Origin of the sequence: Kribbella sp. NPDC050241 (genome assembly GCF_044459685.1) — a bacterium.
Taxonomy (GTDB): Bacteria; Actinomycetota; Actinomycetes; order Propionibacteriales; family Kribbellaceae; genus Kribbella.
In genome coordinates, this window is the sequence record NZ_JBITJE010000002.1 from 526,708 (window position 1) to 552,209 (window position 25,502).

Sequence of the window (25,502 nt, forward strand, 5' to 3'; positions counted from 1 at the left end):
CAGATGTCCCCGCTGTGGGTGACGGCTGAACCACCAACCGCTACGCACTCCCTGAAACATGGGACAGGAATGGCCAGATGTCAAGACTCGCCGCCCGTTCGGCTGACGAACTCTTCGAGCCAGGCGCGGACCTCGCGGTAGACAGCCTCCGGTGAGGCCACCACCGACGTCGTCTCGGCGTCGGCGCTCAGATCGGGCCGCTGGGTGATGCGCGCCTTGATTCCGGCCTCGTCGGCCGGCTCCCGCCAGACCCGGATCACCAGTGCCGCCGCGTCGGGCACGGGCTCGGACTGCGCGTGATCGGTCATGATCCACCCCCCCGGGAGTCATCCGACCGGCTGTCTGGTGTCGTGCGTGCACGGACCACCGGGAGACTCACGATGAACCCAACGATCCCCGAAGTGGGCCGTTACGTCGACCACTGTCTTCCTGACAACGCTGTGACAACGCCGGGACAACGCTGTGACAACACCCTGAGCATGCTGCCAGGCATCCACTGGCCCTGAGCACCGAACACGGCGGAGGGGGTGACTCATGAACGAGAAACTGACGGCGGTCGAACTCGACCTGGAGGAGATCCAGGTACTGCCGGAGCGGGAGGCGTTGGGTGGTTTCAACTACGCCAACATCTACGCGTCCAACACGGCGGTCGCGCTGAACGCGGCGTCGTACTGGTCGGTGGCGAAGGCCGCGGCCATTCAGACGATTGTGGTCAACCAGCGCTAGGCCGACCGAATCGGGTGTGCGGGCGGTGATGACCGAGTGCGCCGCTCGCACGCCTTAGGAACGAGGGGGTATCGATGACGGATCTCGGCAGGATCTCGGGTACGGACGTGGCCGGCCAATCGGCCGAACTGCTGCCCACGCGCGAGGCACTGGCACTGATCAACATCACCAACATCACGGCCGTCAACCTGGCGATCGCGGTGAATGCGGGGACGATCGGCTCGACTGCCACGGCCGCCGCACTGCAGCACCTGGCTGCGTTCCAGCGTTAGCTCCATCGGCGCACGGAACTGGCGGGGGGCCTGCGCCCCCCGCACTGGGGGGACGACCGCATCGTGACAACGACAGAAGACCACCTCCGCGCGGTCCCGGTGCGCGGCGGACCCAGGCCGAGCCGGGTGGGCGGCGTACGCCTGCTCGGACGGTACGAGGGGTCCGGGTTCCGGGAAGAGCGCTATCTGGTCGAACGGGCCGACCGACAGATGGTCCTGCTGACCAAGCTGCTCTATCTGATCGTGGACAACGCCGACGGGCGCTCGTCGACCGATCTGCTGGCCGACCGGGTGAGCCGCGCGTACGGTCACCGTCTCGATCCCGACGACCTGGTCCGCCTGATCAACGACAAGCTCGGTCCGTCCGGATTGGTCGCCCTCTGGAACGGCGCGCCGGTGGGACAGGAGAAGGCGGATCCCCTGCTCGCGTTGAGCCTGCGCGGCGTGCTGCTGCCGGCCCGTGCCGTCCGGACGATCGCACGGATCTTCGCACCGCTGTTCCACCGGCCCGTGATCGTGGCGGTCCTGGCGGCCGTGATCGCCTTCGACATCTGGGTGCTGGTCACCCGGTCCGCCTCGGACGTCTTCTCCGCCCTGGTCGATCCGGCCGGGGTGCTGGCCGTCCTGATTTTGCTGCTCATGGCAACGGTCTTCCACGAGTTCGGCCATGCGGCCGGCTGCCGGTACGGCGGCGCCAAGCCCGGACAGATCGGCGTCGGGCTCTATCTCTGGATCCCTGCCTTCTACACGAACGTGACCAGCGCCTACCGGCTCAACCGGGCCGGCCGGCTGCGGACCGATCTGGGTGGCGTCTACTTCAACGCGGTCTACATCGTGGTCGCGGCCGGGATGTACCTGTGGACCGGATGGTCCCCCCTGCTCGCGGTGATCGCGCTGTCCCACCTGGAGATCATCCAGCAGCTGCTGCCGGTGGTCCGGTTCGACGGGTACTACATTCTCGGCGACCTGGCCGGCGTACCGAATCTCTTCGGGCACGTCCGGCCCATCCTGCGGAGCCTTCTGCCTGGCCGCCGGAACGATCCCGGTGTGGCGACGCTGCGGTTCCGTACCCGGATCGTGGTCACGACCTGGGTACTGGTCACCGTCCCCGCGCTGCTCATCGGTCTGGGACTCCTGACCTGGAACGCCCCTGGCTACCTCGCCGGGTTCTGGGATCGCTCGAGTGAGTTGTGGGGCGGCGTACGAACACTCGTCGCGGCAGGGCAGATCGGCGCAGCGGCGCTCGCGCTGCTGTCTCTGCTGGCGATCGCTCTCCCGATCGTCGGGCTGAGCGTCGTACTCGTCCGATCCGTGCTCCACCTCGTACGCGCGGTTCGAACCCGGCAGACCCCGCCGTCGCCGGCCGAGGAGGAACCGATGGACCACATCAGCGGGGCGACCGGTGCTGCCCTGTTCACCGAGGACAAGATGCTCCGCCGGCGGCTGACGCCGCCTCGGAACGGATGGCGGCACGGCCTGTACTTCGTCTCGAGTGGCCGGATCAACGTCGGCCCCAGCCTCGCCGAGCAGCGCGAACGGGAGCGGATCGACCGAGTCCGTGCGACCGTGCGAGGCCCGCGCAGAGTGGTCACCTTGAGCCGTAAGGGCGGCGCCGGGAAAACCACGACCACCCTGATGCTGGGTCATACGCTCGCGATGCACCGCGGCGATCGAGTGGTCGCGCTCGACGCGAACCCTGACGCGGGCTCGCTCATCTATCGGGTCCGCCGGGAGTCCCCGGCCACGGTGACCAACCTTCTCGGCGAGCGCGATCTGATCACGAAGTACGCCGATCTGCGCGAGTACACCTCGCAGGCACCGAGCCGGCTCGAGGTGATCGCGTCCGACGACGACCCGACCATCAGCCAGGCGCTCGGCGACCGGGACTACCGCACTGTGCTCGACCTGCTCACCCAGCACTACAACCTGATCCTGGTCGACACCGGCACCGGCATCCTGGACGGCGCCATTCAGGGCATCCTGCGTGAGGCCGACCAGATCGTCGTCGTGATGCCACCGGCACTCGACGGCGCCCGGGTCGCGGCGGGGACGCTGGACTGGCTGGACCAGCACGGACACGCCGATCTGGTGTCGTCCGCGGTCGCCGTGATCAACACGACCAGAGGCAAGCCGCGCTGGCTCCAGCTCGACGAGATCGAGAACCACTTCAACAGTCGCTGCGCCGGCACGGTCCGCATCCCGTGGGACCCGGCGCTGGACAGCGGAGCAGCGGTCGACCTCGACGACTTGCGCTCCGCGACCCGCGATGCCTACCTGGAACTGGCCGAACTGGTCGCCGGCGGCTTCACCACGAACCGCTGGAGTCCCGTCTCGGTGGTTGATCCGTCCCTCACAGGCGAAGGAGCCTCATGACCATCAGCCGGCGACTCACAACGATCACGATGATCGCGTCCCTCGTCCTGGGCGCGACCGGCACCGCGAGCGTCCTCACGTTCCGGAGCGGCCAGGACTTCGACCTGGTCGCGTCCGCCAACCCTTCGACGCCAGGCAGTTCGGACACCGACCGGACCGCCATGTTCGAACGTGCCCGGGGCAAGCGAGCCCAGGCTGATGCCGTGGCCACCGCATCGGCCACCTGCGACTCGTGCAGTGCCAACGCTTCGGCAGTGCAGGTCATCTACGTGAACAAGGCAAAGAAGCGTACGGCGGACAACGTCGCGAACGCCTGGTCGAGTTGCAGCAACTGCCGAGCGACCAGCGTGTCCGTGCAGGTCGTCGTGGTCCGGCCCGGTACGACGGTCACCGCTCGAAACCGTGCCTTCGCGGTCAACGCGGCCTGTTCCGGCTGCTCGACCTCGGCCGTCGCAGTGCAGATCGTAGTTGTCACCAGCAAGCATCGCGCGTTCTCGCGTCACGGCCGGCAACAGCTCGAGGCGATGGCTCGAGAACTCGAGGATCAGCTGTCGACCCGCAGCAACGCAGCACGCCTCGCGGCGACGAAGAACAGCAGCGGGCTGGCCGATATCGAAGCGCTGGTTCGCAAGGAGCTGAAGCCGACCAGCCTGAAGCCACAACTGACCGTCAAGACCGGATGACCGGAGGCCCCCGATGTCTGCCCGCCGATGGACCGCCCTCGCGGTCGCCCTTGTGGTCCCGCTGGTGCTGACCGGCTGCGAACCGATCAAGACCACGCCCGGCACCGGCACCGGCGCCGGCGGCAGCAGCAGCGGGAGCGGGAGCGGCAAGGGCAAGACCACCACGCAGTCGGGTGCCACCGTCCGGATCACCGCGTCGAAGAAGACCTGCTGGGCGGGCCGGGTCGGCGCGACGAGCAAGAAGGGCTGTGGATCCGCCACGTTCCAGGTCAAGGCCTCGAACGGCTCCTACACCGTCAACCTGCACAAGACGAAGGGCTCCGACGGTCTCAGCGTCGTACTGGTGGTCAACGGCAAGAAGGTCGACAGCGGCAAGATCAGCAGTAGCTCGACCGTCGTCTCGATCAGCTACGCCGGCAACTGATCCGTGGCCGGCGCCGCCGGCGTCGGCTGCGGTGGGGCAGTAACGGTGGTGAGTGCGTCGGCGAGCGAGCCGCGCCAGCAGACGTAGTCATGGCCGCCGTTGTACTCCGTGTACGTCACGTCGTAGCCCTTGCTGCGCAGGATGGTCCGGAAGTGGCGGTTCGCGACCACCATGGATGGGCCGTCGTCGGGGGTCGGACCGCGTTCTTGCAGGCCGACCTCGAGGTAGAACCGCACGGGCTGTCGCTCGGCCTCGGCGTACTGGCGGGTCAGCCACTCGTGTTCGTCGTCGTCGTCCGGGCTCCACCAGAACGATCCCGACTGCGAGATCACGGTGCCGAAGAGGTCCGGGCGATTGAGCCCCGCGAACGCGGCGGCCTGACCGCCATGGCTCTGACCCGCCACGATCGTCCGCGCGGGATCGGTCGTGATCCGGTACCGCTCGCGGACCCAGGGCAGCAGTTCGTCGGACAGGTACTCCAGGAAGGGTCCGCCGCAGGGGAGTTCGCGGTTGCGGACTTCCTGGCTCAGGCTGTCGACGAGGACGGCCACCATCGGCGGGATGCGGCGGTCGTCGATGAGGTTGTCCAGGATCGTGGGGAAGGGGATCGGGCCGCGTACGACGTCGCCGTCGAACAGCACGAGCAGCGGATACGGCTCGTCGTCCGGTCGATAACCGGGCGGGGTGTAGACCCAGATGCGACGCTCGTTGCCGAGGATCTCACTACGGTGCAGCTGCCGGACGAGCTCGCCTGGGTTGCCGTCGGACCGCGGAGCGAGCCAAGGCTGCGCTGGCGCGGCCGGTAACTCGATCAACGACACCACGGTCTCGTCAGTGCCAAGGAATTCGTCCTCGGGATAGACGAATGTCGCCGGGTTGAGCGGATCGGTGAACCAGTGCGCCGTACGTTCCTGCCAGTCCTCCGCCTTCGCCGCGGCACTGTCCACGTCATCGACGGCCAGACGGTAGGTGCAGCGCAGATCGGCGCGGACCCGGCAGGTGAGATACCAGACGTCGGTGCCGTCCAGGTGGTGCATCTGGTTGTCTGGTGCGTCCCATCCTGGTGGGCCGCCGAACACCGAGGCGCCGGCGATAGGTTCGCTCGACCGGTAGAGAAAAGTCAGCCAGACATCGTGGTCGTCATCCAGCACGGGCTCCACCAGTGGCGCACCCTGCTCGGTGACTTCGGCCCAGAACTCGTCAGTTCCGGCCGGATCAAGTTTCTGCAGACGTGGGCTGTTGATCTCTTCGGCCATGCATCATCCCTTCGGCGTCGTCCTACCGTAGGACAATCCCGGACCACTGGCGCCCCGACCGAGCGTCGCCCTCGGTTCACAACACTGGATTGAGGGTTATGCGCCGCGGACCAGGCGGTCGCCGAGGTCTGAGCGTCGGTAAAGGACCGAGCGGCCGTGCCGTGCGGAGATGAGGAGACCGGCCGCGCGCAGTGCACGTAGATGCTGGTTGACCGCGGTCGGCGTGACGTCCAGGCGCACAGCGAGTTCGGTCGACGACGTCGGCGTCTCGAGGAGTCCCATCAGCCGGGCGCGGACGCGGCCGATCAGGCCCACCAGGGCAGTGGCCGGCGTGTTCGTCTCGGTCTCCCAGAGCGTGGCGAGGCCGCGTGCCGGGTACATGATGTGCGGTGGCTCGTCGGGGGAGATGGGCGCCGTCGCGCGCCTGCTGAACAGCGAGGGGGCGAGCGTGAGGCCGCGGCCGGCGGTGGAGGTGCGGTACGAGAGGTCGCTGCGCAGGCGCACGTACACAACGCTGTCCTCGAGGCGAACATGCCGGTCGAGGTCGGCGAACATCACTGCGAGGCCAGATTGCGCTGTGACCCGGCCGCGGTGGACGACGTCGGCCTCGAGCACGGTCCGCATGCGTTGCCAGTGCGGCTCGAAACATGCCTCCCAGTAGTCTCGGAGCGCCGCCAGGACGCGGCTGAGTACCCTGTCCGGCCGGCCTCGAAGTACCGGGGGCAGCGCGGCCGGGTGGACCTCCGCCAGATCCGCGCGTACGACGCCGCCCGGTGTGCCGGTCAGGGCCGCGAACTCGTCGTCGATCCTGCCGAGCGGGGTGTACGGCCGCGGAGTGAGGAAGTCCGGCGTCCACAGCGACTCGTTCGTCAAGGCGCGGAGCAGCTCCAGGTCGAGCCGGGCGCGCGCCGCCTCGGTGGCCCGCAGCCAGGGCAGCTGCAGCGGGAACCGGCCCGGATCGCGCAGTGTCCGCAGTGACAGGACCAGCTCGTTCAGCGGCGAGATCGCGAAGCGCACCTCGCCGAGGTCGTTGCCGACGAGCTCGTACTCGATCATGAAGCAATATGCTATATCGATGGTGTCGCCGAGCACCTGGATGCGACAACTGACGCGTGCCTGCACTCCTCCACGATCCCGTCGAACGCGCGCTCGCCTCCGCCGTGGCCGCGTTGTCCCTGTCCCGTGGGATGTTCTTCGCGGTCAGCGCGCTGTACTTCACCCGCGGAGTAGGACTGTCTGCGGCCACCGTCGGGATCGGCCTGGCCATCGCCGGAGGAGTCGGCGTCCTGGCGTCGTACGCCGGTGGGTGGCTGAGTGACCGGTGCGGTGCCGATCGGCTGCAGCAATGGGCCCTCGCCGCGAACGGCGTCGCGCTGCTGGGATACGCCCTGGCCCGCGACGTCGGCACCTTCGTACTCGTCGCGGCCTGCGTCTCCGGCTCCCGCGGCCTGCAGAGCACCGCCCAGATGACGCTGCTCGCCCGATGGTTCGTCGGCCCGGAGCGGGTTGCTGTCCGCGCCCGGCTGCGCGTGGTGATGAACGTCGGTATCGGCATCGGCACCCTGCTTGCGGGACTGGCCCTGGTCGCCGACACGGCAACGGCGTACCGCCTGACCGTGGTAGTGGTCGGCGCCATCACCATCCTCGGCACGGTCCCACTGGCCGGCCTGCGCCGGAGAGTATCCGGGCTGGCGGAGCGAATGGACGCCTCCGCCGGCCCTGAGGCGCCACGGGGACCTTCGCCTCTCAAAGATCGGACGTACGTCGTCTCGACCGCTCTCAACGCCCTACTCGCAATCCACTTCGGGCTGACGTCGGTTGGCATCCCGCTGTGGGTGGCGGATCACACCGAGGCTCCGACCGTCGTGGTATCGGCGCTCCTCGTGGTCAACACCGCCTACGTGGCGCTCTTCCAGGTCCGCGCGTCCCGCGGCACCCAGGACCTGCGCACGGCCGGACGCTCGGCGCGCCGAGCAGGCCTGCTCCTCCTCATCGCCTGCTTGCTCTTCGCCGTCGCAGGTCACCTCGGCGCCGCTGCGGCGACCGGCGTCCTCTTGCTCGGCGCGCTCGCCTCCTCCGCAGGCGAGACGCGCGGCGAAGCCGGCAGCTGGGGTATGGCGTTCGAGCTCGCCGACCCGGCCCGCGCCGGCGCCTACCAGGGGCTCAGCCAGACTGGCCTCGCGCTGGCACTGATGCTCGGCCCGGCAGTCGTCACCACAACCGCCATCGACCACGGCACAGCGGGCTGGGTCGCGCTCGGTGCGCTCTTCGCGGCCACCGGCACCACAATCGCGGTCGTCGCGAACCGCGCTGCAGCGAGCAGAACCAGGACCGCCGTCACCCCGGCCGCGATGTAGGGTCATGCCAGTTCGGCGGGCCTCGGTGCCTTGAACCGCGTGACCGGAGGGGTCGATGCTGGGATGACGGCAGGGCGACCGATGCCCACACAGGACGACGTACTCGGGTACTTCGACACGCTGTCGAACTGGGGACGGTGGAGCGACGACGACGAGCTCGGCACTCTGAACCTCATCACCGACGACGTCCGGCTGGCGGCGGCGCGGGCCGTGCGCCACGGCAGGAGCGTGTCGTGCGGATGGGAGGTCGCCGTACCGGACGAAATGGAGCGGTCGACGACGGCGTGCCCGTGCGCCGCCGAGATGCCGGGCGCCGAGCACATGCCGGCGCACTTCCGCAACGACCGGCGCTGGGGTTTCTCGAACGAGCGTCTCGGCATCATGTTCCACGGCAACACGATCACTCACCTGGACTCGCCGTGCCACATCTTCTGGGACGGCACGATGTACAACGGGCGGTCGCATTCGCTGGTCGACGCCGCGACGGGATCGGCGTGGGCGGCCGTCACGGCGGCGGCGAACGGGATCATCACGCGGGGTGTCCTGCTGGACATTGCGAGGGTCCGCGATGTGCCGTGGCTGGAACCGGGTGAGGGTGTGTTTCCCGACGATCTCGAGGAGGCCGAGCGTCGCCAGGGTGTGCGGGTGCGATCCGGCGACGCCGTACTCCTGCGGACCGGCTATGGCCGCAGTCGGCACGAGACCGGTGCGGGCGGCGGTTTCACGCAGGCGGGCTGGCACGCGTCCTGCCTGCCGTGGCTGCATGAACGGGGGGTCGCGCTGATCGGCGCTGACACCCCCCAGGACGTTCAGCCGTCGGGGTACGACGACGTGTTGATGCCGGTACACGCCGTGAGCCTCGTCGCGATGGGTCTGTGGATGCTCGACAACTGCGACCTGGAGGAATGCGCGACGACGGCCGCCGAGCTCGGCCAGTGGGACTTCCAACTCGCAGTCGCACCAGTCCGTTTCGCCAACACGTCCGGCAGCCCGGTCAACCCCATCGCCACCTTCTGACCGGGGCGCTCACGGTTGGCGGTCTGGCGCGTTGATCGGCGGGCCCGCCGCGGGCGCGCTGGTGGCGGCATGTCGTGCGTGGCGCCAGCTGAGGATGACCCAGACGACACCGATGAGGGCAACGACGGCGAGCGTGCCGTCGTACGTCCCCTGGAAGACCCACTGCTCTCGTTGGGTCGGGGAACCCTCCCAGTAGGTGCCGTCCGGCCAGTCGGCGATCCATCCGTTGCCGGTGACTCCCTGGGTGATCCAGATGCCCCAGCCGTACGACGCGTCCCACGCTCCATGGAGCGCCGAGACCCCCAGGAACGTCCAGATCACTCGCCGAGTGACACGGAACCCGCCCTTGGGTGGCGCGGCAGCGGCGAAGAGGGCACCGCCGAGCAGCGCGGTCCAGGTCAGGTGGCCGAAGGGTGCGAGCATGGCTCGCGACACCTCGGTTTGCAGAATGCTCAGCTCGGGGTGGTCATTGGTGTGCTGAATGTAGGCCCAGAAGGCGTACCCCGTGCTCTCGAAGGCGGCGAAGCCGGCACCGACCGTGGCCCCCAGGACCATTCCACCGTGCACCGTGCGTTGGGGGACCCGCCAAGCGACGGCCACCAGCACCGCACCCTTGGAGACTTCCTCGATCGCGCCGACGCCGAAGAAGCCGAGCGCGTTCCCCACCGGCCCGGCTCCGGTCGGCAGCAGGTAGATCTCCGTCACGGCGGACACGACTACCCCGATCGTCCCGGCCGCGAGGAACCCCTTGAGGACCACGTTGGTGGTCAGGCGACAGTCGTCCAGACGAGCCAGCGCGAAGGTCACGACCGTGACCGGCACCAGAAAGCTTCCGATCAGGAACAGGGTCGGAATCAGGATCGCGTCCCCGGTGAGCGCTGTCACGCCGGCCGCCAGCACCCAGACCAGCGCGCCGGTCGCCAGCACCGCGATCCACGCGCGCTTCCCAGCAGCGATCGGCAACCTCAAGGATTGATCGGCCACGGTAGGACGCTGACACGCAAACAGCCACGCCGCCTCCTCCCACGAGGGTGATTCCTCCGCGCCCCGCCTCGCGGCCGAGCGAGCCGGCTTTGCGATCCATTTCCGGACGTCGCGCTGCTGATCGTTCACCGGGCGGTGGTCGAGCCGGCCTTCGATGTTCCTGCAGTGGTAGCGGCGGAGTTCGGCCACTCGTCACCCAGCAGGGGTGATGCCGCGCGTCCCTCTCGGCTTCAGGGTAGGAGCGTGGTCCAGGGAACGACCCCCACGCTCCCCAGTCCTCCGGGCACTCTGCGTGCCCGCTGCTCTTGTTGGTCCAAGAACTCCACGGCCCGTTCGAGCTGGTTCGGCACTTCTCGACGGCGTGGGCGGAAGGGGAGCTATGACTGTGACGACTGGGGGCGGCAGATCGGCGAGCCCTGCCACGCGGGCGTTCCGTAGAGATTCGAAGCGGGCTGGGACACACGGGCAGCTCAGCCATGCGGACCGGGTCGCTCTGGGGAAGGACGCCCGCAGGGTCACTCCGCGGGAGTCGCAGGCGGAGTTCCAGGCCGACGGGCCGCGGGATCCGGTGGGGCTCTTGCTGGAGCAGTCGAAGTCGCGGGTGCCGGAGCTGGTGCCGATCCGGCACGGGCGGATGCTGGTGTCGGCGTTCACGTTCTACCGCGGGGCTGCTTTGCCGATGGCGGCTGACCTGGCCACGACGCCTACGTCGGGGCTGCAGGTGCAGTTGTGCGGAGATGCACATCTGTCCAATTTCGGCGCGTACGCCTCTCCGGAGCGGGAGTTGGTCTTCGACGTCAACGACTTCGACGAGACGCTGCCCGGCCCGTTCGAATGGGACGTCAAACGGCTGGCGGCGAGCCTGGCAGTGGCGGGACGGGACAACGGGTTCCGAGGCAAGCACCGCCGCAAGATCGTCCTCGCGGCGGTGAAGGCGTACCGAAAGGCGATGCGCGGGTTCGCGGAGCAGACATTCCTGGAGGTGTGGTACGCACACCTGGACATCGAAGAGGCCATCTGGCAATTCCGGTCCCAGATGAAGGCCAAAGGGTTCAAGGCCACGGAGAAGATGCTGGCCAAGGCCCACACCCGCGACAGCACCCAGGCGCTGCGCAAGTTGACCAGGGTGGTCGAGGGCCGTCGGCGAATCATCAGTGACCCTCCGATGGTCGTTCCCGTCGAGGAAGTCTTCCCCGACGTGCAGGCCAGTGCGGTGTATGAGGAGATCCGCGCGGTACTGGGCAAGTACCGGCGTACCTTGCAGTCGGACCGGCGGCACATGCTCGAACAGTTCACGCTGGTCCAAGCGGCTCGCAAGGTCGTAGGCGTGGGCAGCGTCGGCACCCGCGCCTGGATCGTGCTGATGGACAGCGGGGACGGAGTCGAACCGGTGTTCCTCCAGGCCAAGGAGGCGCAGCCATCGGTTCTGGCGGAGTACTGCGGGCGCAGCAAGTACACCAACGAGGGCGAGCGCGTGGTCGCCGGACAGCACTTGATGCAGGCCGAAAGCGACATCTTCCTCGGCTGGACCCACATGCCGAGCTCGGACGGAGTGGACCGCGACTATTACGTCCGCCAACTCAAGGACTGGAAGTTCTCCGTCCCGATCGAGCAGAGTGCCCCCTCGGGCATGGCCGTCTATGCCCGCGTCTGCGGCCGGACCCTGGCCCGGGCTCATGCTCGCTCCGGCGACCGCGTCGCACTGGCCGCCTACCTCGGCGGATCGGACGCCTTCGACCAGGCAATCGCCGACTTCGCCGAAACCTATGCCGACCAGAACGAACGCGACTACACCGCGTTCCAGAGCGCCGTCGAAGACGGTCGAGCCCAAGCGACCACCGACATCTGACAACCGAACCCCGGCCGTCCAGCCCGGGCGGCCGAGAAGGAAAGGGTTGCGCCATGGCAGAACCCGCCATCGATCCCGATGCTGAGCAGAGGGCGTCACTCGGGCGCCGGTACTTCATCCGATTCGAAGAAGACACCCTGCGGCAACGGCCGTTGTGGATCCGGCTGATCATCGAGTTCCTGGGCACCTTCGTCCTGGTGACGGTGGCGGCCGGATCAGGGGTGATCAACCAGTACGTCGGCAACGAGCCGATCAGCAGGACCGCGGCGGTGATCGCGCCCGGGGCGGTGGTCATGGCGATGATCTACGCCTGGGGCCCGCTGTCAGGACTCCACATCAATCCCGCGGTGACTTTCGCCTTTGCCGCCCGGGGAGTCTTTCCGACCAAATGGGTGCTGCCGTACTGGGTGGTCCAGATGGCCGGGTCAATCTGCGCCGCGCTGTTCCTGCAGTTGATGTTCGTCAACGCCAGCGCGGGCGGGAACTACCCGATCAAGACTCCCGGCGGGGAGTGGAAGTCGATGGTGATGGAACTCGTCCTGACCGCGATCTTGGCCAGCGTCATCCTCAACACCGCGACCGGCGGCCGCAGCATCGGCCACAACGCGGCGATCGCGGTCGGCTCGACAGTCGCCCTGCTCGGTTTGTTCGCCAGCCCGATCAGCGGCGCGTCGATGAACCCGGCCCGTACTCTCGGACCCGACATCATCGGCAACGACTACACGGGCTGGTGGGTCTATATCGCGGGCCCATTGATCGGGGCCGCCATCGCCGTGGCGATCATCGGAGCGGTGCGCGGACTGCCCGACAAGGACGAGCGTGACGCCGCCGAAGGCGACGCCCTGCCGATGACCAGCACCTCGGAGTAGGCAGCTTTCGCATCCGGCCAGGGTCAGGAGCGTGTGTCGATGACGGCTGAACCGCGTGAGGGCCGGCCCGGCGAGGCAGAGCGCAGCCTGGAGGTGCGCTGGATCTTCCCGGGCCGGCTGGAGACCGCTGTGACCGAATGGTTCGGGCGGTTCCCGATCGAGACAGAGTCACGCGAGGACAGCTACCTGCTGGAACCGCAGTTGCCCGGCCTGTCGGTGAAGGTCCGCGGCGGCATGGCACTGGAGGTCAAGAAGTACCACGGGAGCCCGGGAATCCTGGAGGTCGCCGACTGCGCCCGCGGACGCCTGGAGTCCTGGCAGAAGTGGTCCTTTCCGTTCAGCCGGGCCGGCCAGAACAGCGACCGCCAGGCCGGCTGGCGGCCGGTAGGCAAGAGGCGACGCATCAGCCGTTTCTCACTGGACGGAGGACAGCTCGTCGCGCGCGCCGCGATGCTCCACCAGGAGCCGCAGTGCGACGTGGAACTCACCGAGGTCCGCACCATCGGCCAGGACTGGTGGACCCTGGGGTTCGAGGCGAGCGGTCCCGCCGATCTGCTCCCAAGCACACTCGAGGCCACCGCCCGGCTCGTGTTCAGCCGCCCCCTGCCCGGTGATCCGGACCCCGATCTCGACCAATCCAAGTCCTACCAACGCTGGCTCTCCCCGCCCCAATAGTCAGCGTGGGCAGCTTGGACACGCCTTCTATTGCCGTGCGAACGCGGCCCGTGCCTCGAGAGCGAGATCCTCGAAAGACTCGCCGCTGACGTCGATGACGACCCGCTTGATGGTTGCGCCAACGAATGGCCAGGGCCGTTCGCCCGGAAGGTCGTCGGTGACCGGTTCGGCGCCCGATCGGCCGACGACGAGCCCTCCGCCGCCGAGGCCGAACTTTCCGGGTTGAGTCCGGATCCGTCCCTCGCCCACCTTGCGATCCCGGATGTAGAGACTGAGCGCGCCCTCGGTGGGCATGGATTTGCCCTCCCTCTCGAACGACGCCGAGACGACGACGTGACCGGTTGGGATCGTCTCGTCGGATTCGACGACCTGCACCAGCTCACCCACCCAGTTGTAGACGTAGCGGAGTTTTCCTTCGTTGATGTACAGGGCGTGACCACCGAACCTCGAACCTTGAGAGAAGATCGCGCCGCCGACGTCCGGCGTCTCGATCTCGAGCTCCGCGGCGATGGTGTACGAGCGGTTGCGGATGTTCGGGGCGACCGACTCGGGGATTTCCGCGCCACCCGCGTAGTAGACATAGCGGGTCCGCGGTTTCGACAGCTGGGGGCGCTCGGTGGTGAGAATCTCCACGGCGCCGCGAGACTCGAGCGGGAGGGCCTGGAGGCGTCCGGCTTCGGCCCACCACAGTGCGATCAGCTGCTGCAACTTCTCCGGGTGCTTGTCGGCAAGATCCTCGCATTCGCTCGGATCCGCCTCGGTGTCGAACAGCTCCCACTTCTGCTGGTGGAAGTCGCCCCACGACTCGGGCGCGGCCGGCACCGCGGTGGCGGCCTTCCAGCCCTGGTGCCAGATGGCCCGCGTCCCGAGCATGGAGTAGAACTGCGTGTCCTTCTGGGTCGCCGCGGTCGCGTCGTCGAAGGTGTACCGGAAGCTGGTTCCTTCCAACGGCGTCTGCGTGTAGCCGTTGACGACGTCGGGAAGCTCGAGTCCGAGGCATTCGTACAGGGTCGGCACGATGTCGACGGCGTGGGTGTACTGGTGACGCGTCTCGGCGGTCGCGGTGAAACCACGCGGCCACGAGACGATCAGCGGGTCGGCCGTGCCACCCTCGTAGTTCGCGTAGCGCTTCCACATCTTGAACGGGGTGTTGAAGGCCCAGGCCCAACCCGTCGGATAGTGGTTGTACGTCTCCGTCCCACCGAGCTTGTCCAGCGCCTTCAGGTTCTCCTCGATCGTGTCGGGGACGCCGTTGAAGAACTTGTTCTCGTTGACCGAGCCGTTCGGGCCGCCCTCGCCAGAGGCGCCGTTGTCGGAGACGAGTACGACGATGGTGTTGTCGAGCTGGCCGGTGTCGTCCAGGTAGTCGAGCAGCCTGCCCAGCTCGTGGTCGGCGTGGCTCAGGAATCCGGCGTACACCTCCGCCATCCGGGCGAACAGCCGCTGCTCCGCGTCGGACAGCGAGTCCCACGGCCGGACCCGGTCGACCGTCGACCAGGGCTTGCCGTCGTGGCTCGTCGTTTCCGCGTACGGGTCGATCGGCGACAGCTCACCGCTCTCGGGCAGGATGCCCATGGCCTTCTGCCGCTCGAACACTCCCTCCCGGTACGCCTCGTATCCCATGTCGAACCGGCCGCGGTACTTGTCGGCCCACTCCTTCGGCACGTGATGCGGTGCGTGGGCCGCGCCGGGGCAGTAGTAGAGGAAGAACGGCTTGTCCGGCGCGATCGCCTTCGCATCCTGAACGAACTCGATCGCCTTGTCCGTCAGGTCGACCGTCAGGTGATAGCCGTCCTCCGGCAACGCCGGCTGCGGCACCGGGTGGTTGTCGTAGACCAGGTCGGGATACCACTGGTTCGTCTCGCCGCCGAGGAACCCGTAGTACCGCTCGAACCCCCGGCCGAGCGGCCATTGCCGCTTCGACGAGGCCAGGTTCATCTCGTCCTCGGCACACAGGTGCCACTTACCGACCATCAACGTGTTCCAGCCGTTCTCGCCCAGTACCTCGGCGACATTGGCGCACTCGAACGGGATGTGACCGTTCGCGTTCGGGAACCCGGACGTCGCTTCCGTGATGCAGCCCATCCCGTTGGTGGTGTGGTTACGTCCCGTCATCAAGCAGGACCGCGTAGGGGAGCAGAGCGCCGTCGTGTGGAAGTTCGTGTACGTCAGCCCCTGCTGAGCGATCCGCCCGACATTCGGCGTCTCGATCAGACCTCCGAACGGCTCCATCGCGGAGAAACCCACGTCGTCCAGAACGACGTACAACACATTCGGGGCATCATCCGCCGCGATCGGCTGGGTGTACGGCTCCCAATCGGGAACCGAATCCTTGATGTCAATGTCGATCTTCCCTCGGAACGGCTTGCTCACGCCGGCCCTCTCCCCTCGCACAACGCCTGCTGACGACGCCGAAAGCCCCGGCGCGGGCCACCGCGTCCTGCCGCCGCCAGTCTCGTTGCAGCCCAACCACCCGTCCTCATCCTTCGGGGGTGAGCCCACCAACCCCCCGCCCAGCGCCTCGCCCACGCCGCCACACACGCGCTTCCCGAGTCCGTCCGCCCGCAGCCGACTACTGCCTGTCGTCTCAATTGCGCTTGGGCTCAGGGCAGCCAGGAGGCATAGAAGATCCCGAGCCCGGTCGCGACGAAGATCCCGGCGACGACCCAGAAGCGGATCACCACGGTGACCTCGTCCCATCCCAGGTGTTCGAAATGATGGTGAATGGGAGCGATTCGGAAGATGCGACGGCCGGTGCCCGTGAGTCGCTTGGTCAGCTTGAAGGAGATCATCTGCAGCAGCACGGACATGGTCTCGAGCACGAACAGTCCGGCGATGACGGCCATCAGGAGCTCGGTTCGAGACATGATTGCCAGCCCGGCCAAGGCGCCACCGATGGCGAGGGAGCCGACATCGCCCATGATGATCCGTGCGGGCTTGGCGTTCCACCAGAGGAAGCCGACACAAGCTGCAGCGATGGCGGCCGCGAAGACCGCGAGGTCGAGAGGGTCGCGCACCTGGTAGCACTGTGACACCACCACAGTGGGCCGCGCGGAGTCGCACAGCTGGTTGTTCTGCCAGACATTCACGATGGTGTACGCGCCGAAGATCAATGCCGTGGCGCCGGCGAGCAGCCCGTCGGCGCCATCAGTGAGGTTGGCGCCGTTGGAGGTCGCGGTGACGAGGAACCAGATCAAGAGCAGGACCACGATCAGGGGCAGCTTGATCCCCCAGTCATGAGTGGTGGAGATGTACTGCGACGCCGGCCTGACACCGCGCTCGTCGGCGAAGAACTGCGTGGACAGGACCCCGAAGACGAGTGCGACCAGCGTCTGACCCGCCATCTTGGCCCGACTACTCAGACCCTGGTTGTTCTGGGTGTAGACCTTGATGAAGTCGTCGAGGAACCCCACCACCCCGCAGCCGAAGAACAGCAACATCAGGAGCCAAGCGCTCGCACTCGGCCACCCGCCGGTCAAGATCGTTGCCACCAAATATGCCGCACTGGCACTCAGCAGGATCACGAGACCGCCCATGGTCGGCGTACCCCGCTTGACATGGTGTGTCCTCGGTCCGTCCTGCCTGATCGGCTGTCCGAAGCCGCGACGGGCGAACCATCCGATCGCGATTCGGGTCCCCAGCAGCGAGCAGACCGTCGCCAGCGCGCCGCTCAGGAGTATTGCCCGCACAACATCCAGCCCCCCTCGGCCATTCGGGTGGTCGATCCCTTCGAACCAAGAGGGACTCGTCCCGCCGATTCTGCAGTACGAGAACCGGCAAGCCGGTCAAACATAGCGAACAGTCAGGTCCCAGCAGACCCCGCCATAGATCGATCCACCCCAGACCCCGGCCCCCGACCAGCGAACGCCAACCGGAGAGCCCGCGCCGACTCGCCGGCCGCGACCGCGCTGCAGCACGTGGTGCGAACCCCCTGGAAACTCGAGTGTGGTGCGCCGCGCCGCGCCGCGTTCGCGCCTCTTCCCGGCCTTGCCATGGGCGTCAGTGCAGCGAACTCGCACCACGTTTGATCCCACGGCACCGAAAGTGGTAACGGCACCCGCTCTCAGGAAGATCAGAATCACCTTGCTAGACGTGATTCAGGCTCGGTAGGCCCCGTGGGACTCGAACCCACAACCCGCGGATTCCCCCCGCTTCCGTCGCGACGTTCCCCGTTGCTTCCCGACCTGGCTGCTGACCTGCAGGTATGCGCAACGAGGCCTGCCATCAGATCTCAACAGTTCCGATCACTTCCTGTCGAAAACCATGGGGTAAGCCATGGTTCATGTCCCGGCAGTACGAGCCGAGTGGAAGCCTGAGCAAGAACCGTCGCAGTGCGTCCCAATCGTCGAGATCCTGGGCGATTTCAAGCTCGGCCAGATCGACGGCGATCTGTGCTGCCCTCCCGACGTCCGCGAGCCGGCATAGCCTCGGGCTTCGCCGTAGGTGCCTCTGCCTGAACGCCAACGGATCCGGACGATGGGTATGTGACTAAGGCTCAGCATGAGTGACTTAGGCAAATCCACCCACAGACGACCGCTCGCAGGGGCCGAACGCCGTGCGCAGCCCGACCGGGGCATGTGTCGACGGCTACGCCGTTGCACGCAACGTGGCAATTGCCATGGCGACCTGCAGGCGCGCGACAAACGTATCGCCCCAGCCGCTGTTGATGCCGAGGTGCGTGTCGCCACCACCATTTGTTGTGACCATGAAGCCCAAAGCGGCATGCACGTTAGCGATCTGCGTTAGATCCCAGGCGAGGACTTGCGGCAGCGGGTTGATGAACAACAAGCGAAGGTCGGTCACGACCAATGCACAGTTCTCCAGAGTTCTCAAGGGCTCAACACCGGCACTGATGATGTGGTGAACACGCTCACCCTGTGGCAGATGCTCATCTAGGAACTTAAGGGCGCCGAGCCCGGAGCTTCCAAGCGTGGCCTGCACGTTGGCGGGGGCCGCCTCGACAGCTGCGGTGATGTCGTCTCGCACGACAGGTCCTTTCTGGTGCCCTGATCGGGTCATGTCATTGGCGTGTGACGCAGATCGGTCCGAGAGCAGGGGGCGAGCGTCATCGCTTGCCTCAGCTCGCAGTGAAGCGGAAGGCAAACGCGCCGGGCCTTCTGCCAGGCGGGAACTCGAAGACTCCGCTTCGGCCTCCCGACTTGGACGTGATGGGGCCGGCTTGGGAATTGGTGGCTTCGGCGCGAGGTAGGTGTCCCAGTCCCGGGTTGATTGCGGAGGTGGTACGTGCCTGTATTCCGGTCGCATGGCTCGTCGGACCAGAGACAAACCCGCATAGGCTCCGGCGATGACCAGGGCCCAACAGACGAGTGCTTGCACTTGATGTGTTGCCGTGGCGGCGGCCACCACCAGTCGCGCCGTGACCAGCCAGCAAAAAACGCCCAGTCCTATCAGCGTTCCCCTCACGTGTCCCCCCAAGTACTACCCCTGCATTACATTGAACCCTTGACCGCTGCGCTTGAACAGGGGTGATCCGGTATCGCCCATGAGCTACGAACACAGCTGTGGTTGAGCGTGGTCGACCGGATGCCGTATGAGACATCTGCCCAGGGGATGCTTCGACACGACGCCTTTGTTGGCACCCGGCGGAAGCCGAGCGCGTCGCCCAGCCAACGCGCTCGCCGGCGCCTGTAGGTTCACTCTGTGGGCGCCTCTGAGGTGACTAGCGCAGGTGCCGCTCGTCAGGTTCCGCGGCCCGACTGGTGCGGCCGAGAGTCCGTCCCGGTCCCGACGCAGAAGCCGCAGACCTTGGCGACGCGGCGAAGCCGGTTCGAGCCCTTCGAGCGCGCGCTGTTCCCGGTTCTGAACGAAACGGTTATCTAGGCCACGTACCCGGATGAACAGACGCTGATGGAGGTTGGGCGTGCGACCAGTAAGGGGTTCCTCCGTCGGGTGATGTGCGACAGTCGAATGCACGGATCGCGGCGGATCCGTGCGTTCAGTGGGCACCGCTGACAAGATCGATCCATGGTCGAGTTCGCAGGCACGATGACTCGGAGCAGGCTCCACCGCATCCTGGCTAACCACGGGTTCGACCCGAGCGCCTACTGCCTCCTCGGAGGGCACCCTCCTGAGGCGTATGTGTTGGACGACCGGGGATCTGAGCGGGTCGTGTACTACTCGGAGCGCGGCCTCGAGTCCGGCATTGCATCGTTCCCTACGGAAGACCTGGCGTGCCGCAAGCTGGCCGACCTTCTGTGGCGGGACGCCACGACACGAGCGCCGTAGTAGATGGGCCTCGGGCGACGCACGCTCACATCAGCGCGCGGATCGCGGCAGGTCCGGTCGTTCTGAGACGTCACCTAGCGATGTCTGGAAGAGACTCGGCTCGGAGGGTGCTGCCGTACTCGTAAACCAGGCGGAGGCGACCGATGGCGTCCGCCGCCTGTGGGAGGACTGGATGCGACCCCACCTTGTCCACCGCCATCGATCGAATGGCGCGATTCAACCGGCCTGAAGCCCGGGTTACCGCCGCCCAATCCCAGTCGTCGGGAATCCCGAGTTCCGGGTACACATCCGCCCACTTCTCTGCCCGCTTCTGGGTGTTGTGGTTCGTGTGGCAGCGGCCAAGCTGGCCATCCTTGACGAGGCCCTCGATCTGTAGCTGGATCAGGCCCCACCCCCGGCACGAGAATCGGAAGGACGCAGGGGCGCCCAGGTGAGGACGCAGCTCGATCCGATCGATCACCGGCGCCGGACCAGAGTCCTCAGCGAACAGCATGAGTTGCGAAGCCGTGCGCTGCCCTGACATCAGGACTTCACCAGGTCCTGCGAACTCCCTCAGTTCCGTACCTTCGTCGGAGTACGCCTCGAACACTCGAAAGTCGAGCCTGAACACGGCATCGAGCACCGCCGTGTGGTCCTCGTCGACGGCGTAGAAGTCAAGGTTGGGCACGCGCTAACTATGCCCACCCTGACGTCGACCAGCCAATGATCTCTCATCGGCATGACCGCGCCTTACTATCTGCGGCATGTTCGAGCGTTTGTCAGCCGTCCCAGGGCAAGCGGTGCATCAGTTCGTCGTACGTCGGTGTCATCCCTCGGGCTGCCATGACGCGCACCTTCTTGAGGTTCGAAAGTGACAGGAGCGGCATGTAGTCCAGGTCGTCGACGATCAGGGTGTGGAGTAGAAGACGTTCGAGTTGGGGTATCTGGGCGAGGAAGGCGACCGACTGAAGACGGACGTTCCGTGGAGTCATCCAGTCTCCACCGAGTTCCAAGTCTTTGACTGCTCGCATTTCCCCGACAGGACTGGCATCGACGAGACCCTGTAGGCCGTCGACCTGAAGGGTTTCCACGCGTTGGAGATCTGCAAGATGAGCTAGGTTTCGGACCTTGGAGGCCCCGGCGAGGCGCAAGGTGTGCAGCTGAGACATGCTGCTGAGAACGGAAAGGTCGTCGTAGTCGCCCCACTTGACTTGGAGCGAAGTCAACTGGTGCTGATCGGACAAGGCGTCGAAGAGCCGCTTAGGTGTCCGAGTCGTGAAGCGGAGCGACCGGATTGGAGTCGGCCCCGATCTGAAGAACTCGACCCATTCGTCGACGATCTGGCGCTTGCGCCGCTCTGGGTAGGCAGAACCAAGCTGAGTCGCCGCAATCATGACCGAAACCTCGGCGGAGTACTCGCCAACCTCAACGAGCTGCCGCCCGTCAGCCGCCCGATCCCGTGACATGGCGACATTCTTGCACCGGGCAACAGGGATAGCCGCGCCAACCAGGCATCCCGCACATCGGCGTGTGCGTGGGTTGGCCGGCGTCCCAGGTGATCGCCAAGCTCCTAGCCTGTCGCGAATCAGTTGGCGGACGAGTGTCGCGGATCTGTTGGCTGTCACAGATGAAGGCGTTCCTGCAGGATACGTGCGCCGCATCCCTATCGCGCAGGATCGGACACATGGATGTAGTACGACCGGTCCGGGGCCTCTTCAAAAGTGGTGGGTAAGTGGTGGGCCAAGGATGGCCACCATGGTCACGTGCGCTCTGACCTGTGGTTTTGGTAGGCCCCGTGGTAGGCCCCGTGGGACTCGAACCCACAACCCGCGGACTCTGACAAAAATGCACTCATCGTTCGTCATCAATTGCCAAACCTACCCGTGACCTGCGGATTCACAGCACCAGGCTTCTCATCGGTCAGCATGCTCAGTCAGCGTCTTCCATTGATTTTGCTGAGTAAAGACGGACTGTCCGGACCCATCGGTTGTCTGCGAACGTATTCGATCGATCGCGGGGCGTGCGGCGGCAAGGCAAACAGGTGGAGCGATGGCATCAGTAGAGCAAGAGGTTCGGCCCGAGCCGTCTGGGCTTCCGAGGATCTCCCACGAGCACAATTTCGCCAGCACCAACGGCTTCGGCTGGACGGAGAAGCGTTGTAGCCGGACATCGAGCTCGAGACAGCGACGTGAGCGGGATCGTCCACCTGTCACCGGACGTCGTGCACCTCTAGGTGCTTCCTCGCCACTTCGATCCATGGACCAGCTTGTACACCGATGACCTGCGCAGCAGTTGCGGGATCGCTGACCGTCGCCTTATGCCGGTACAGGAGGGTGAGTACCGCATCTGGGTTGTCATCGAGGATCGTAATCGGGAGCACCGTCCCAAGGCTGCCCGACATATCCCGACGGCATGATGCGCAATAGACGAGCAAACGCCCGGCCACCTGAGATTCGTCGTAGCGGGCGGTAACGAGCCATTCTGCAGAGGCTCCACAACGGGAACATGGCCGTTCTCGCATAGCGCGGGCTCGTTCCCTGGCAACCAGGTCGCCCTCCGACATCACGGAAGGGGCCGCCTGCCACCGGCGTGGTACTGCGTTCCAATGTGTCCAATCGCGGCTTGTCGGAAGCCCTTCTTCGTCACAGCGTTGTACGGCGAAGCGCATACCGGGATCGCTGATGGAGAGAAAGTGCGTGTGGGCACCCGGCCGGGTCCAATCGGGCCAGTCGTCGACGTTCAAACCCTTGGCGGGTGCTGGCCCCGCGAGAAAGAGATGGACGTCGACCTGGTCTCGAAGCTCCTCCGTGAAGATTGCACCAAGACGCGTAGTCTTCCGCTTCATCTGTGCGTTGCTCCAGCCAGTAAAACCTTTGGCCTCGATGAGGACGAGGTGAGGGCCCCGCAGGTCTTCCCAAGCGATCAGCAGATCAACGTCCTCTTGTGACGCGGCGAGCTCGCCGTGGGCGGGCCACGGGTGTGGCTGAACCCGGTTGTCGTCCAGGGCCCCGTGGACAGCTGCGTATAACCAGTCCAAGGTGTAATCCATCGCGACGAAGGCGTCCTTCGGCGGCTGGGTACCTATGGCCTGCAACACAGCCGAGCCTAAGGCTGCACCGAGCTGAAACGGTCGATCGGCAGCCCACTGAAGAAGCAGCCCGCGCTCGTGGCTGTCGAAGCTGCGAAGACTCTCAACAAACCTGGACGCCCCCATGGCTACACCGCCCTCGTTCGACCTTAATGCGTGCACATCGTGGCATGGCCCGCCAGCACCTCGAAGCAGATGGATCTATCATGTCGGAAAGAGCGAACGATATGGTCACTCGCAGCGGCGTCCGCCTGCGCTAGGCCGAACAGCGTAGATGTCGAGGCCTGCCGATCGCCAGACCAACGCCTGGATTCTGGTCGACAAGTGGCGATACGAGGCTCTCGGGGGTCTCGCTTGCCGAGGCCTCCTGGCAGCATGCTCAGTCGGCCTCGTCCGCGTCGTCGTCGGCATCGTCGACTTCGACCTCCTCAACCTGTAGATCTGCGGCATATCGTTCGCGAAGCTCCGTAAGTCGGGTACCGTCCACGGTCGCCCAAAAATGCCAGCCATTTGTGGCTCGTTTGCGGACTGATCGCCCGGCGCCGGAAGGCGTTTCGAAGACCCGCTCGCCAACCTGAAGGCTTCCGTCTTGAAGCACCGTCGCTCGACCATCGGCAAACTTGCCCTGCCGAGCTCGCAGCTCCTGGCCTGCCTCGAGCAAGCCCTCGCGCAGAAGGTCGGCCACGGTCACGGTCACGGAGCTCGCCCCTCGATCTGCGCCCAACGGCAGCGCGCCGACGTGTCCCGCGGGAACCGGCCAGATGGCCAGGATGGCGTCGGCCATCTCGCGAGTGCGGGCTCCGATTCGCGGCTCGTCCCAAGGTCCGTCGAGTGCTTTCACCGACTGATTCATCAGCATCACATCGTGCGCCTTGAGGTGGTTGAGCTTGCCTGTTGCGCCCAGCCACGGTCCGTTGGACACCTTGCTGTTGAGCTGGCTTGTGAGCAGAGTCAGGTTTCCCATCAGGTGGACCGAGCCGGCGCGAGCAGTTCGGGCCGTCAGATCAGTGCCGACGCTCCAATTGCTCTCCCACTGTTGCGGGAGGAGATGCTCGATGTGATGGGTGTCCCGTGCAACACGTTGGCCGGTCAGGCTGGGCTTGCCGGAGTCGTATCCGCGCGTGTGGTCCTCGATGGCCTCGAGAATCATCCGCAGGCGCCCGCGACGCATCCGCTTGTACACGGGCATGATCTCAAGAGCACGCCGCAGTTCTTCGTCGCCAGGCCAGTACGTTCCGGGTGCATCGAGCTCGCGGAGGAAGCGGGTGACCACGTCGACGCAATCAGTCCGAGGGTGTGCGTTGAGCTCGTCGAGCATCTGGGCGACGGCACTACCCAGGCTTTGCGTCGAGAGCCGAAGCAGCGCCCGTCGTACGAGCCAGCTCTCCAGGCAGGCGAGGACAGCGCCGATCTTGATTTCGGGTATGGGATCTCGGGCTGGGTCGGTCAGCCACAGCAGCACCGACTTGGTGATCTCGGAATCGAGTGCACCTGTCCGGTAGACGAAGAGCTGAATCCGATCAAGAGCACCGTCCTTGAGCGCGGCGGCTTGACTCCATCCCTGGTAGCGAACCGCAGACTCATGGATCATTGGCAACAGCTCGTTCATCGCCGGAAGCACACCGTGCTCACTCAACGCCTTGAACGTGCCGAACAGCTCACGCGTACCGATCTCCCGGCTGGTCTGCGCGACCAACCATTGGTTCAAGAACAGGGAGCTCCGCGCGATCGCATTACGTCCCGTGCCTACCTCCCGCTCCCAGAACGCCGTCTCGAAAAGGTGCCAGTAGTGCTGGTACGCCTCCTCGGCCGCTGAATCCTCAAGAGACAGACGCTGGAACACAAAGTTCTTGATGAGGTCGGCGGCGGTGAGAGGGGTACCCCGCGCGTTGAGGGTCTCGAAGATCTCCTGGGAATCCTCATTAGCCTCCAGTTGGATCACCACCAACTGAAGTGCAGTTAGCAGGATGTGGGCGAGAACTTCGCCGCGGTTCGGCTCGGATCCACCCTCCAACCACGAGCTCATCTCCGCAGCGAAGAATTGGTGGCAGCTGACCATGCGGCTTGCCCGATTGGTGAGCTGGTCGTAGTCGACCGGCAGCTCAGCAGCCATGACCTCATTGAACGCGGGACGGTCACGGTTGGTGGGCCAGACTTTGAACCGGTCTTGTTGCGACTTGCAGAAGTGAGCAGGATTTACGACGAGGTCCTCAACCTGCTTGGCGGGTATGACGTCGCCGGCAAGCGTCAACACCTGGTGGGCGGCGTCGTACGCCAATTGGAGGGTCGTCAGACGTTGCTGGCCGTCGATAATGGTCCACTGCGGCAGGTTGCCGATCGTCACCGGCTGGGTTTGGATGACGACCGCGCCCAAGAAGTGGGGCGTCGGTGGAAGACCCGTAGCAACCATGCGGTCGGCCTGCCTGCGGATATCGTCCCAAAGCATCTGCCACTGGCCTTCCTTCGACCACACATATGGCCGTTGGAACAGCGGAACGAGAAGTCGCTGCGGGGCGAAAAACACATCGTGCGGGGTCCGGACCCTGGTCTCCAATGGTGCTCCTCGCTCGGATCTATATCTGGCGCGCCTACACGCTCACGAACTTACTTTGCACCACTGCTGGCACCTGCACACCCTTCCAATCGGCCTTCACCGGTGCCGTCGAGCCACGCGGGATGTGACACAGATGGCGCCGAGCCGACG

The 25,502-nt window shown here is 66.0% G+C and carries 21 protein-coding genes; 10 read left to right on the top strand and 11 right to left on the bottom strand.

Annotated features, from left to right (window positions below; translation table 11 throughout):
* Positions 1-80: 80 nt before the first annotated feature.
* The gene (locus ACIBG5_RS10480) at positions 81-308 is read right to left on the bottom strand and encodes a hypothetical protein (RefSeq protein ID WP_396391263.1); all 228 of its coding nucleotides are present in this window, start codon (positions 306-308) and stop codon (positions 81-83) included.
* Between the two features lie 226 nt (positions 309-534).
* Between ACIBG5_RS10480 and ACIBG5_RS10485 the strand changes: the two genes are divergently transcribed.
* The 5 genes from ACIBG5_RS10485 (at position 535) to ACIBG5_RS10505 (ending at position 4,478) form a co-directional block, all read left to right on the top strand.
* Positions 535-726, top strand: coding sequence for a hypothetical protein (locus ACIBG5_RS10485; protein ID WP_396391264.1), 192 nt, complete (start codon positions 535-537; stop codon positions 724-726).
* A gap of 74 nt (positions 727-800) precedes the next feature.
* Positions 801-998 carry a hypothetical protein gene (locus tag ACIBG5_RS10490; RefSeq protein ID WP_360443025.1) on the top strand — a complete coding sequence of 66 codons (198 nt, stop codon included), beginning with the start codon at positions 801-803 and terminating at the stop codon, positions 996-998.
* Positions 999-1,061: 63 nt separating this feature from the next.
* A complete protein-coding gene (locus ACIBG5_RS10495) occupies positions 1,062-3,371 on the top strand; it encodes a MinD/ParA family protein (RefSeq protein WP_396391266.1) in 2,310 nt (769 codons plus the stop codon).
* On the top strand, positions 3,368-4,054 hold the full coding sequence (locus ACIBG5_RS10500; protein WP_396391267.1) for a hypothetical protein: 687 nt from the start codon (positions 3,368-3,370) through the stop codon (positions 4,052-4,054). Before ACIBG5_RS10495 ends, ACIBG5_RS10500 begins: the two co-directional genes overlap by 4 nt.
* A gap of 13 nt (positions 4,055-4,067) precedes the next feature.
* Positions 4,068-4,478 carry a hypothetical protein gene (locus tag ACIBG5_RS10505; protein ID WP_396391268.1) on the top strand — a complete coding sequence of 137 codons (411 nt, stop codon included), beginning with the start codon at positions 4,068-4,070 and terminating at the stop codon, positions 4,476-4,478.
* Here ACIBG5_RS10505 and fes read toward each other — a convergent pair.
* Together fes and ACIBG5_RS10515 are read right to left on the bottom strand one after the other, a co-directional pair.
* Positions 4,463-5,734, bottom strand: coding sequence for an enterochelin esterase (gene fes, locus ACIBG5_RS10510; protein ID WP_396391269.1), 1,272 nt, complete (start codon positions 5,732-5,734; stop codon positions 4,463-4,465). The genes ACIBG5_RS10505 and fes overlap by 16 nt on opposite strands.
* A 96-nt stretch (positions 5,735-5,830) precedes the next feature.
* The gene (locus ACIBG5_RS10515; RefSeq protein WP_396391270.1) at positions 5,831-6,790 is read right to left on the bottom strand and encodes a DUF5937 family protein; all 960 of its coding nucleotides are present in this window, start codon (positions 6,788-6,790) and stop codon (positions 5,831-5,833) included.
* A 56-nt stretch (positions 6,791-6,846) separates the two neighbouring features.
* Between ACIBG5_RS10515 and ACIBG5_RS10520 the strand changes: the two genes are divergently transcribed.
* Both ACIBG5_RS10520 and ACIBG5_RS10525 read left to right on the top strand, forming a co-directional pair.
* Positions 6,847-8,091 (top strand): MFS transporter, encoded by a 1,245-nt coding sequence (locus tag ACIBG5_RS10520; protein WP_396391271.1) that lies wholly within the window; start codon positions 6,847-6,849, stop codon positions 8,089-8,091.
* A gap of 81 nt (positions 8,092-8,172) precedes the next feature.
* Positions 8,173-9,108: a cyclase family protein gene (locus ACIBG5_RS10525; RefSeq protein ID WP_396391272.1), complete on the top strand. Its 936-nt coding sequence runs from the start codon at positions 8,173-8,175 to the stop codon at positions 9,106-9,108.
* A gap of 9 nt (positions 9,109-9,117) precedes the next feature.
* On the opposite strand, the gene ACIBG5_RS10530 is transcribed toward ACIBG5_RS10525, so the two are convergent.
* The gene (locus ACIBG5_RS10530; RefSeq protein ID WP_396391273.1) at positions 9,118-10,092 is read right to left on the bottom strand and encodes a PrsW family glutamic-type intramembrane protease; all 975 of its coding nucleotides are present in this window, start codon (positions 10,090-10,092) and stop codon (positions 9,118-9,120) included.
* Between the two features lie 379 nt (positions 10,093-10,471).
* Here ACIBG5_RS10530 and ACIBG5_RS10535 point away from each other — a divergent pair, with 379 nt between their 5' ends.
* From ACIBG5_RS10535 to ACIBG5_RS10545, 3 genes are read left to right on the top strand one after another with little or no spacing between them, the layout of a single operon-like run.
* A complete protein-coding gene (locus tag ACIBG5_RS10535; RefSeq protein WP_396391274.1) occupies positions 10,472-11,941 on the top strand; it encodes a DUF2252 domain-containing protein in 1,470 nt (489 codons plus the stop codon).
* Positions 11,942-11,994: 53 nt separating this feature from the next.
* Positions 11,995-12,810, top strand: coding sequence for an MIP/aquaporin family protein (locus ACIBG5_RS10540; RefSeq protein ID WP_396391275.1), 816 nt, complete (start codon positions 11,995-11,997; stop codon positions 12,808-12,810).
* 39 nt (positions 12,811-12,849) lie between these two features.
* Positions 12,850-13,485, top strand: a complete 636-nt coding sequence (locus ACIBG5_RS10545; protein WP_396391276.1) for a hypothetical protein — start codon at positions 12,850-12,852, stop codon at positions 13,483-13,485.
* A 27-nt stretch (positions 13,486-13,512) separates the two neighbouring features.
* On the opposite strand, the gene ACIBG5_RS10550 is transcribed toward ACIBG5_RS10545, so the two are convergent.
* The 7 genes from ACIBG5_RS10550 to ACIBG5_RS10580 all read right to left on the bottom strand — a co-directional run bounded on the left by ACIBG5_RS10550 (position 13,513) and on the right by ACIBG5_RS10580 (position 25,352).
* Positions 13,513-15,858, bottom strand: coding sequence for an arylsulfatase (locus tag ACIBG5_RS10550; RefSeq protein ID WP_396391277.1), 2,346 nt, complete (start codon positions 15,856-15,858; stop codon positions 13,513-13,515).
* Positions 15,859-16,088: 230 nt separating this feature from the next.
* Positions 16,089-17,174, bottom strand: coding sequence for a phospho-N-acetylmuramoyl-pentapeptide-transferase (gene mraY, locus ACIBG5_RS10555; RefSeq protein ID WP_396391278.1), 1,086 nt, complete (start codon positions 17,172-17,174; stop codon positions 16,089-16,091).
* An 898-nt stretch (positions 17,175-18,072) separates the two neighbouring features.
* Entirely contained in the window at positions 18,073-18,471 is a 399-nt protein-coding gene (locus ACIBG5_RS10560) for a hypothetical protein (protein WP_396391279.1), read from the bottom strand.
* Positions 18,472-19,801: 1,330 nt separating this feature from the next.
* Positions 19,802-20,353: a hypothetical protein gene (locus ACIBG5_RS10565; RefSeq protein WP_396391280.1), complete on the bottom strand. Its 552-nt coding sequence runs from the start codon at positions 20,351-20,353 to the stop codon at positions 19,802-19,804.
* A 136-nt stretch (positions 20,354-20,489) separates the two neighbouring features.
* The gene (locus tag ACIBG5_RS10570; protein WP_396391281.1) at positions 20,490-21,176 is read right to left on the bottom strand and encodes a hypothetical protein; all 687 of its coding nucleotides are present in this window, start codon (positions 21,174-21,176) and stop codon (positions 20,490-20,492) included.
* A 743-nt stretch (positions 21,177-21,919) separates the two neighbouring features.
* The gene (locus tag ACIBG5_RS10575) at positions 21,920-22,924 is read right to left on the bottom strand and encodes a hypothetical protein (protein WP_396391282.1); all 1,005 of its coding nucleotides are present in this window, start codon (positions 22,922-22,924) and stop codon (positions 21,920-21,922) included.
* 253 nt (positions 22,925-23,177) lie between these two features.
* Positions 23,178-25,352, bottom strand: coding sequence for a DUF262 domain-containing protein (locus ACIBG5_RS10580; RefSeq protein ID WP_396391283.1), 2,175 nt, complete (start codon positions 25,350-25,352; stop codon positions 23,178-23,180).
* Positions 25,353-25,502: the final 150 nt, after the last annotated feature.

Bases quoted from the DNA above. Each gene is read 5' to 3' on its own strand.
- ACIBG5_RS10480 (WP_396391263.1), bottom strand. From the start codon at position 308: ATGACCGATCACGCGCAGTCCGAGCCCGTGCCCGACGCGGCGGCACTG.
- ACIBG5_RS10485 (WP_396391264.1), top strand. From the start codon at position 535: ATGAACGAGAAACTGACGGCGGTCGAACTCGACCTGGAGGAGATCCAG.
- ACIBG5_RS10490 (WP_360443025.1), top strand. From the start codon at position 801: ATGACGGATCTCGGCAGGATCTCGGGTACGGACGTGGCCGGCCAATCG.
- ACIBG5_RS10500 (WP_396391267.1), top strand. From the start codon at position 3,368: ATGACCATCAGCCGGCGACTCACAACGATCACGATGATCGCGTCCCTC.
- ACIBG5_RS10505 (WP_396391268.1), top strand. From the start codon at position 4,068: ATGTCTGCCCGCCGATGGACCGCCCTCGCGGTCGCCCTTGTGGTCCCG.
- fes (WP_396391269.1), bottom strand. From the start codon at position 5,734: ATGGCCGAAGAGATCAACAGCCCACGTCTGCAGAAACTTGATCCGGCC.
- ACIBG5_RS10515 (WP_396391270.1), bottom strand. From the start codon at position 6,790: ATGATCGAGTACGAGCTCGTCGGCAACGACCTCGGCGAGGTGCGCTTC.
- ACIBG5_RS10525 (WP_396391272.1), top strand. From the start codon at position 8,173: ATGCCCACACAGGACGACGTACTCGGGTACTTCGACACGCTGTCGAAC.
- ACIBG5_RS10535 (WP_396391274.1), top strand. From the start codon at position 10,472: ATGACTGTGACGACTGGGGGCGGCAGATCGGCGAGCCCTGCCACGCGG.
- ACIBG5_RS10540 (WP_396391275.1), top strand. From the start codon at position 11,995: ATGGCAGAACCCGCCATCGATCCCGATGCTGAGCAGAGGGCGTCACTC.
- ACIBG5_RS10545 (WP_396391276.1), top strand. From the start codon at position 12,850: ATGACGGCTGAACCGCGTGAGGGCCGGCCCGGCGAGGCAGAGCGCAGC.
- ACIBG5_RS10570 (WP_396391281.1), bottom strand. From the start codon at position 21,176: ATGTCACGGGATCGGGCGGCTGACGGGCGGCAGCTCGTTGAGGTTGGC.
- ACIBG5_RS10575 (WP_396391282.1), bottom strand. From the start codon at position 22,924: ATGGGGGCGTCCAGGTTTGTTGAGAGTCTTCGCAGCTTCGACAGCCAC.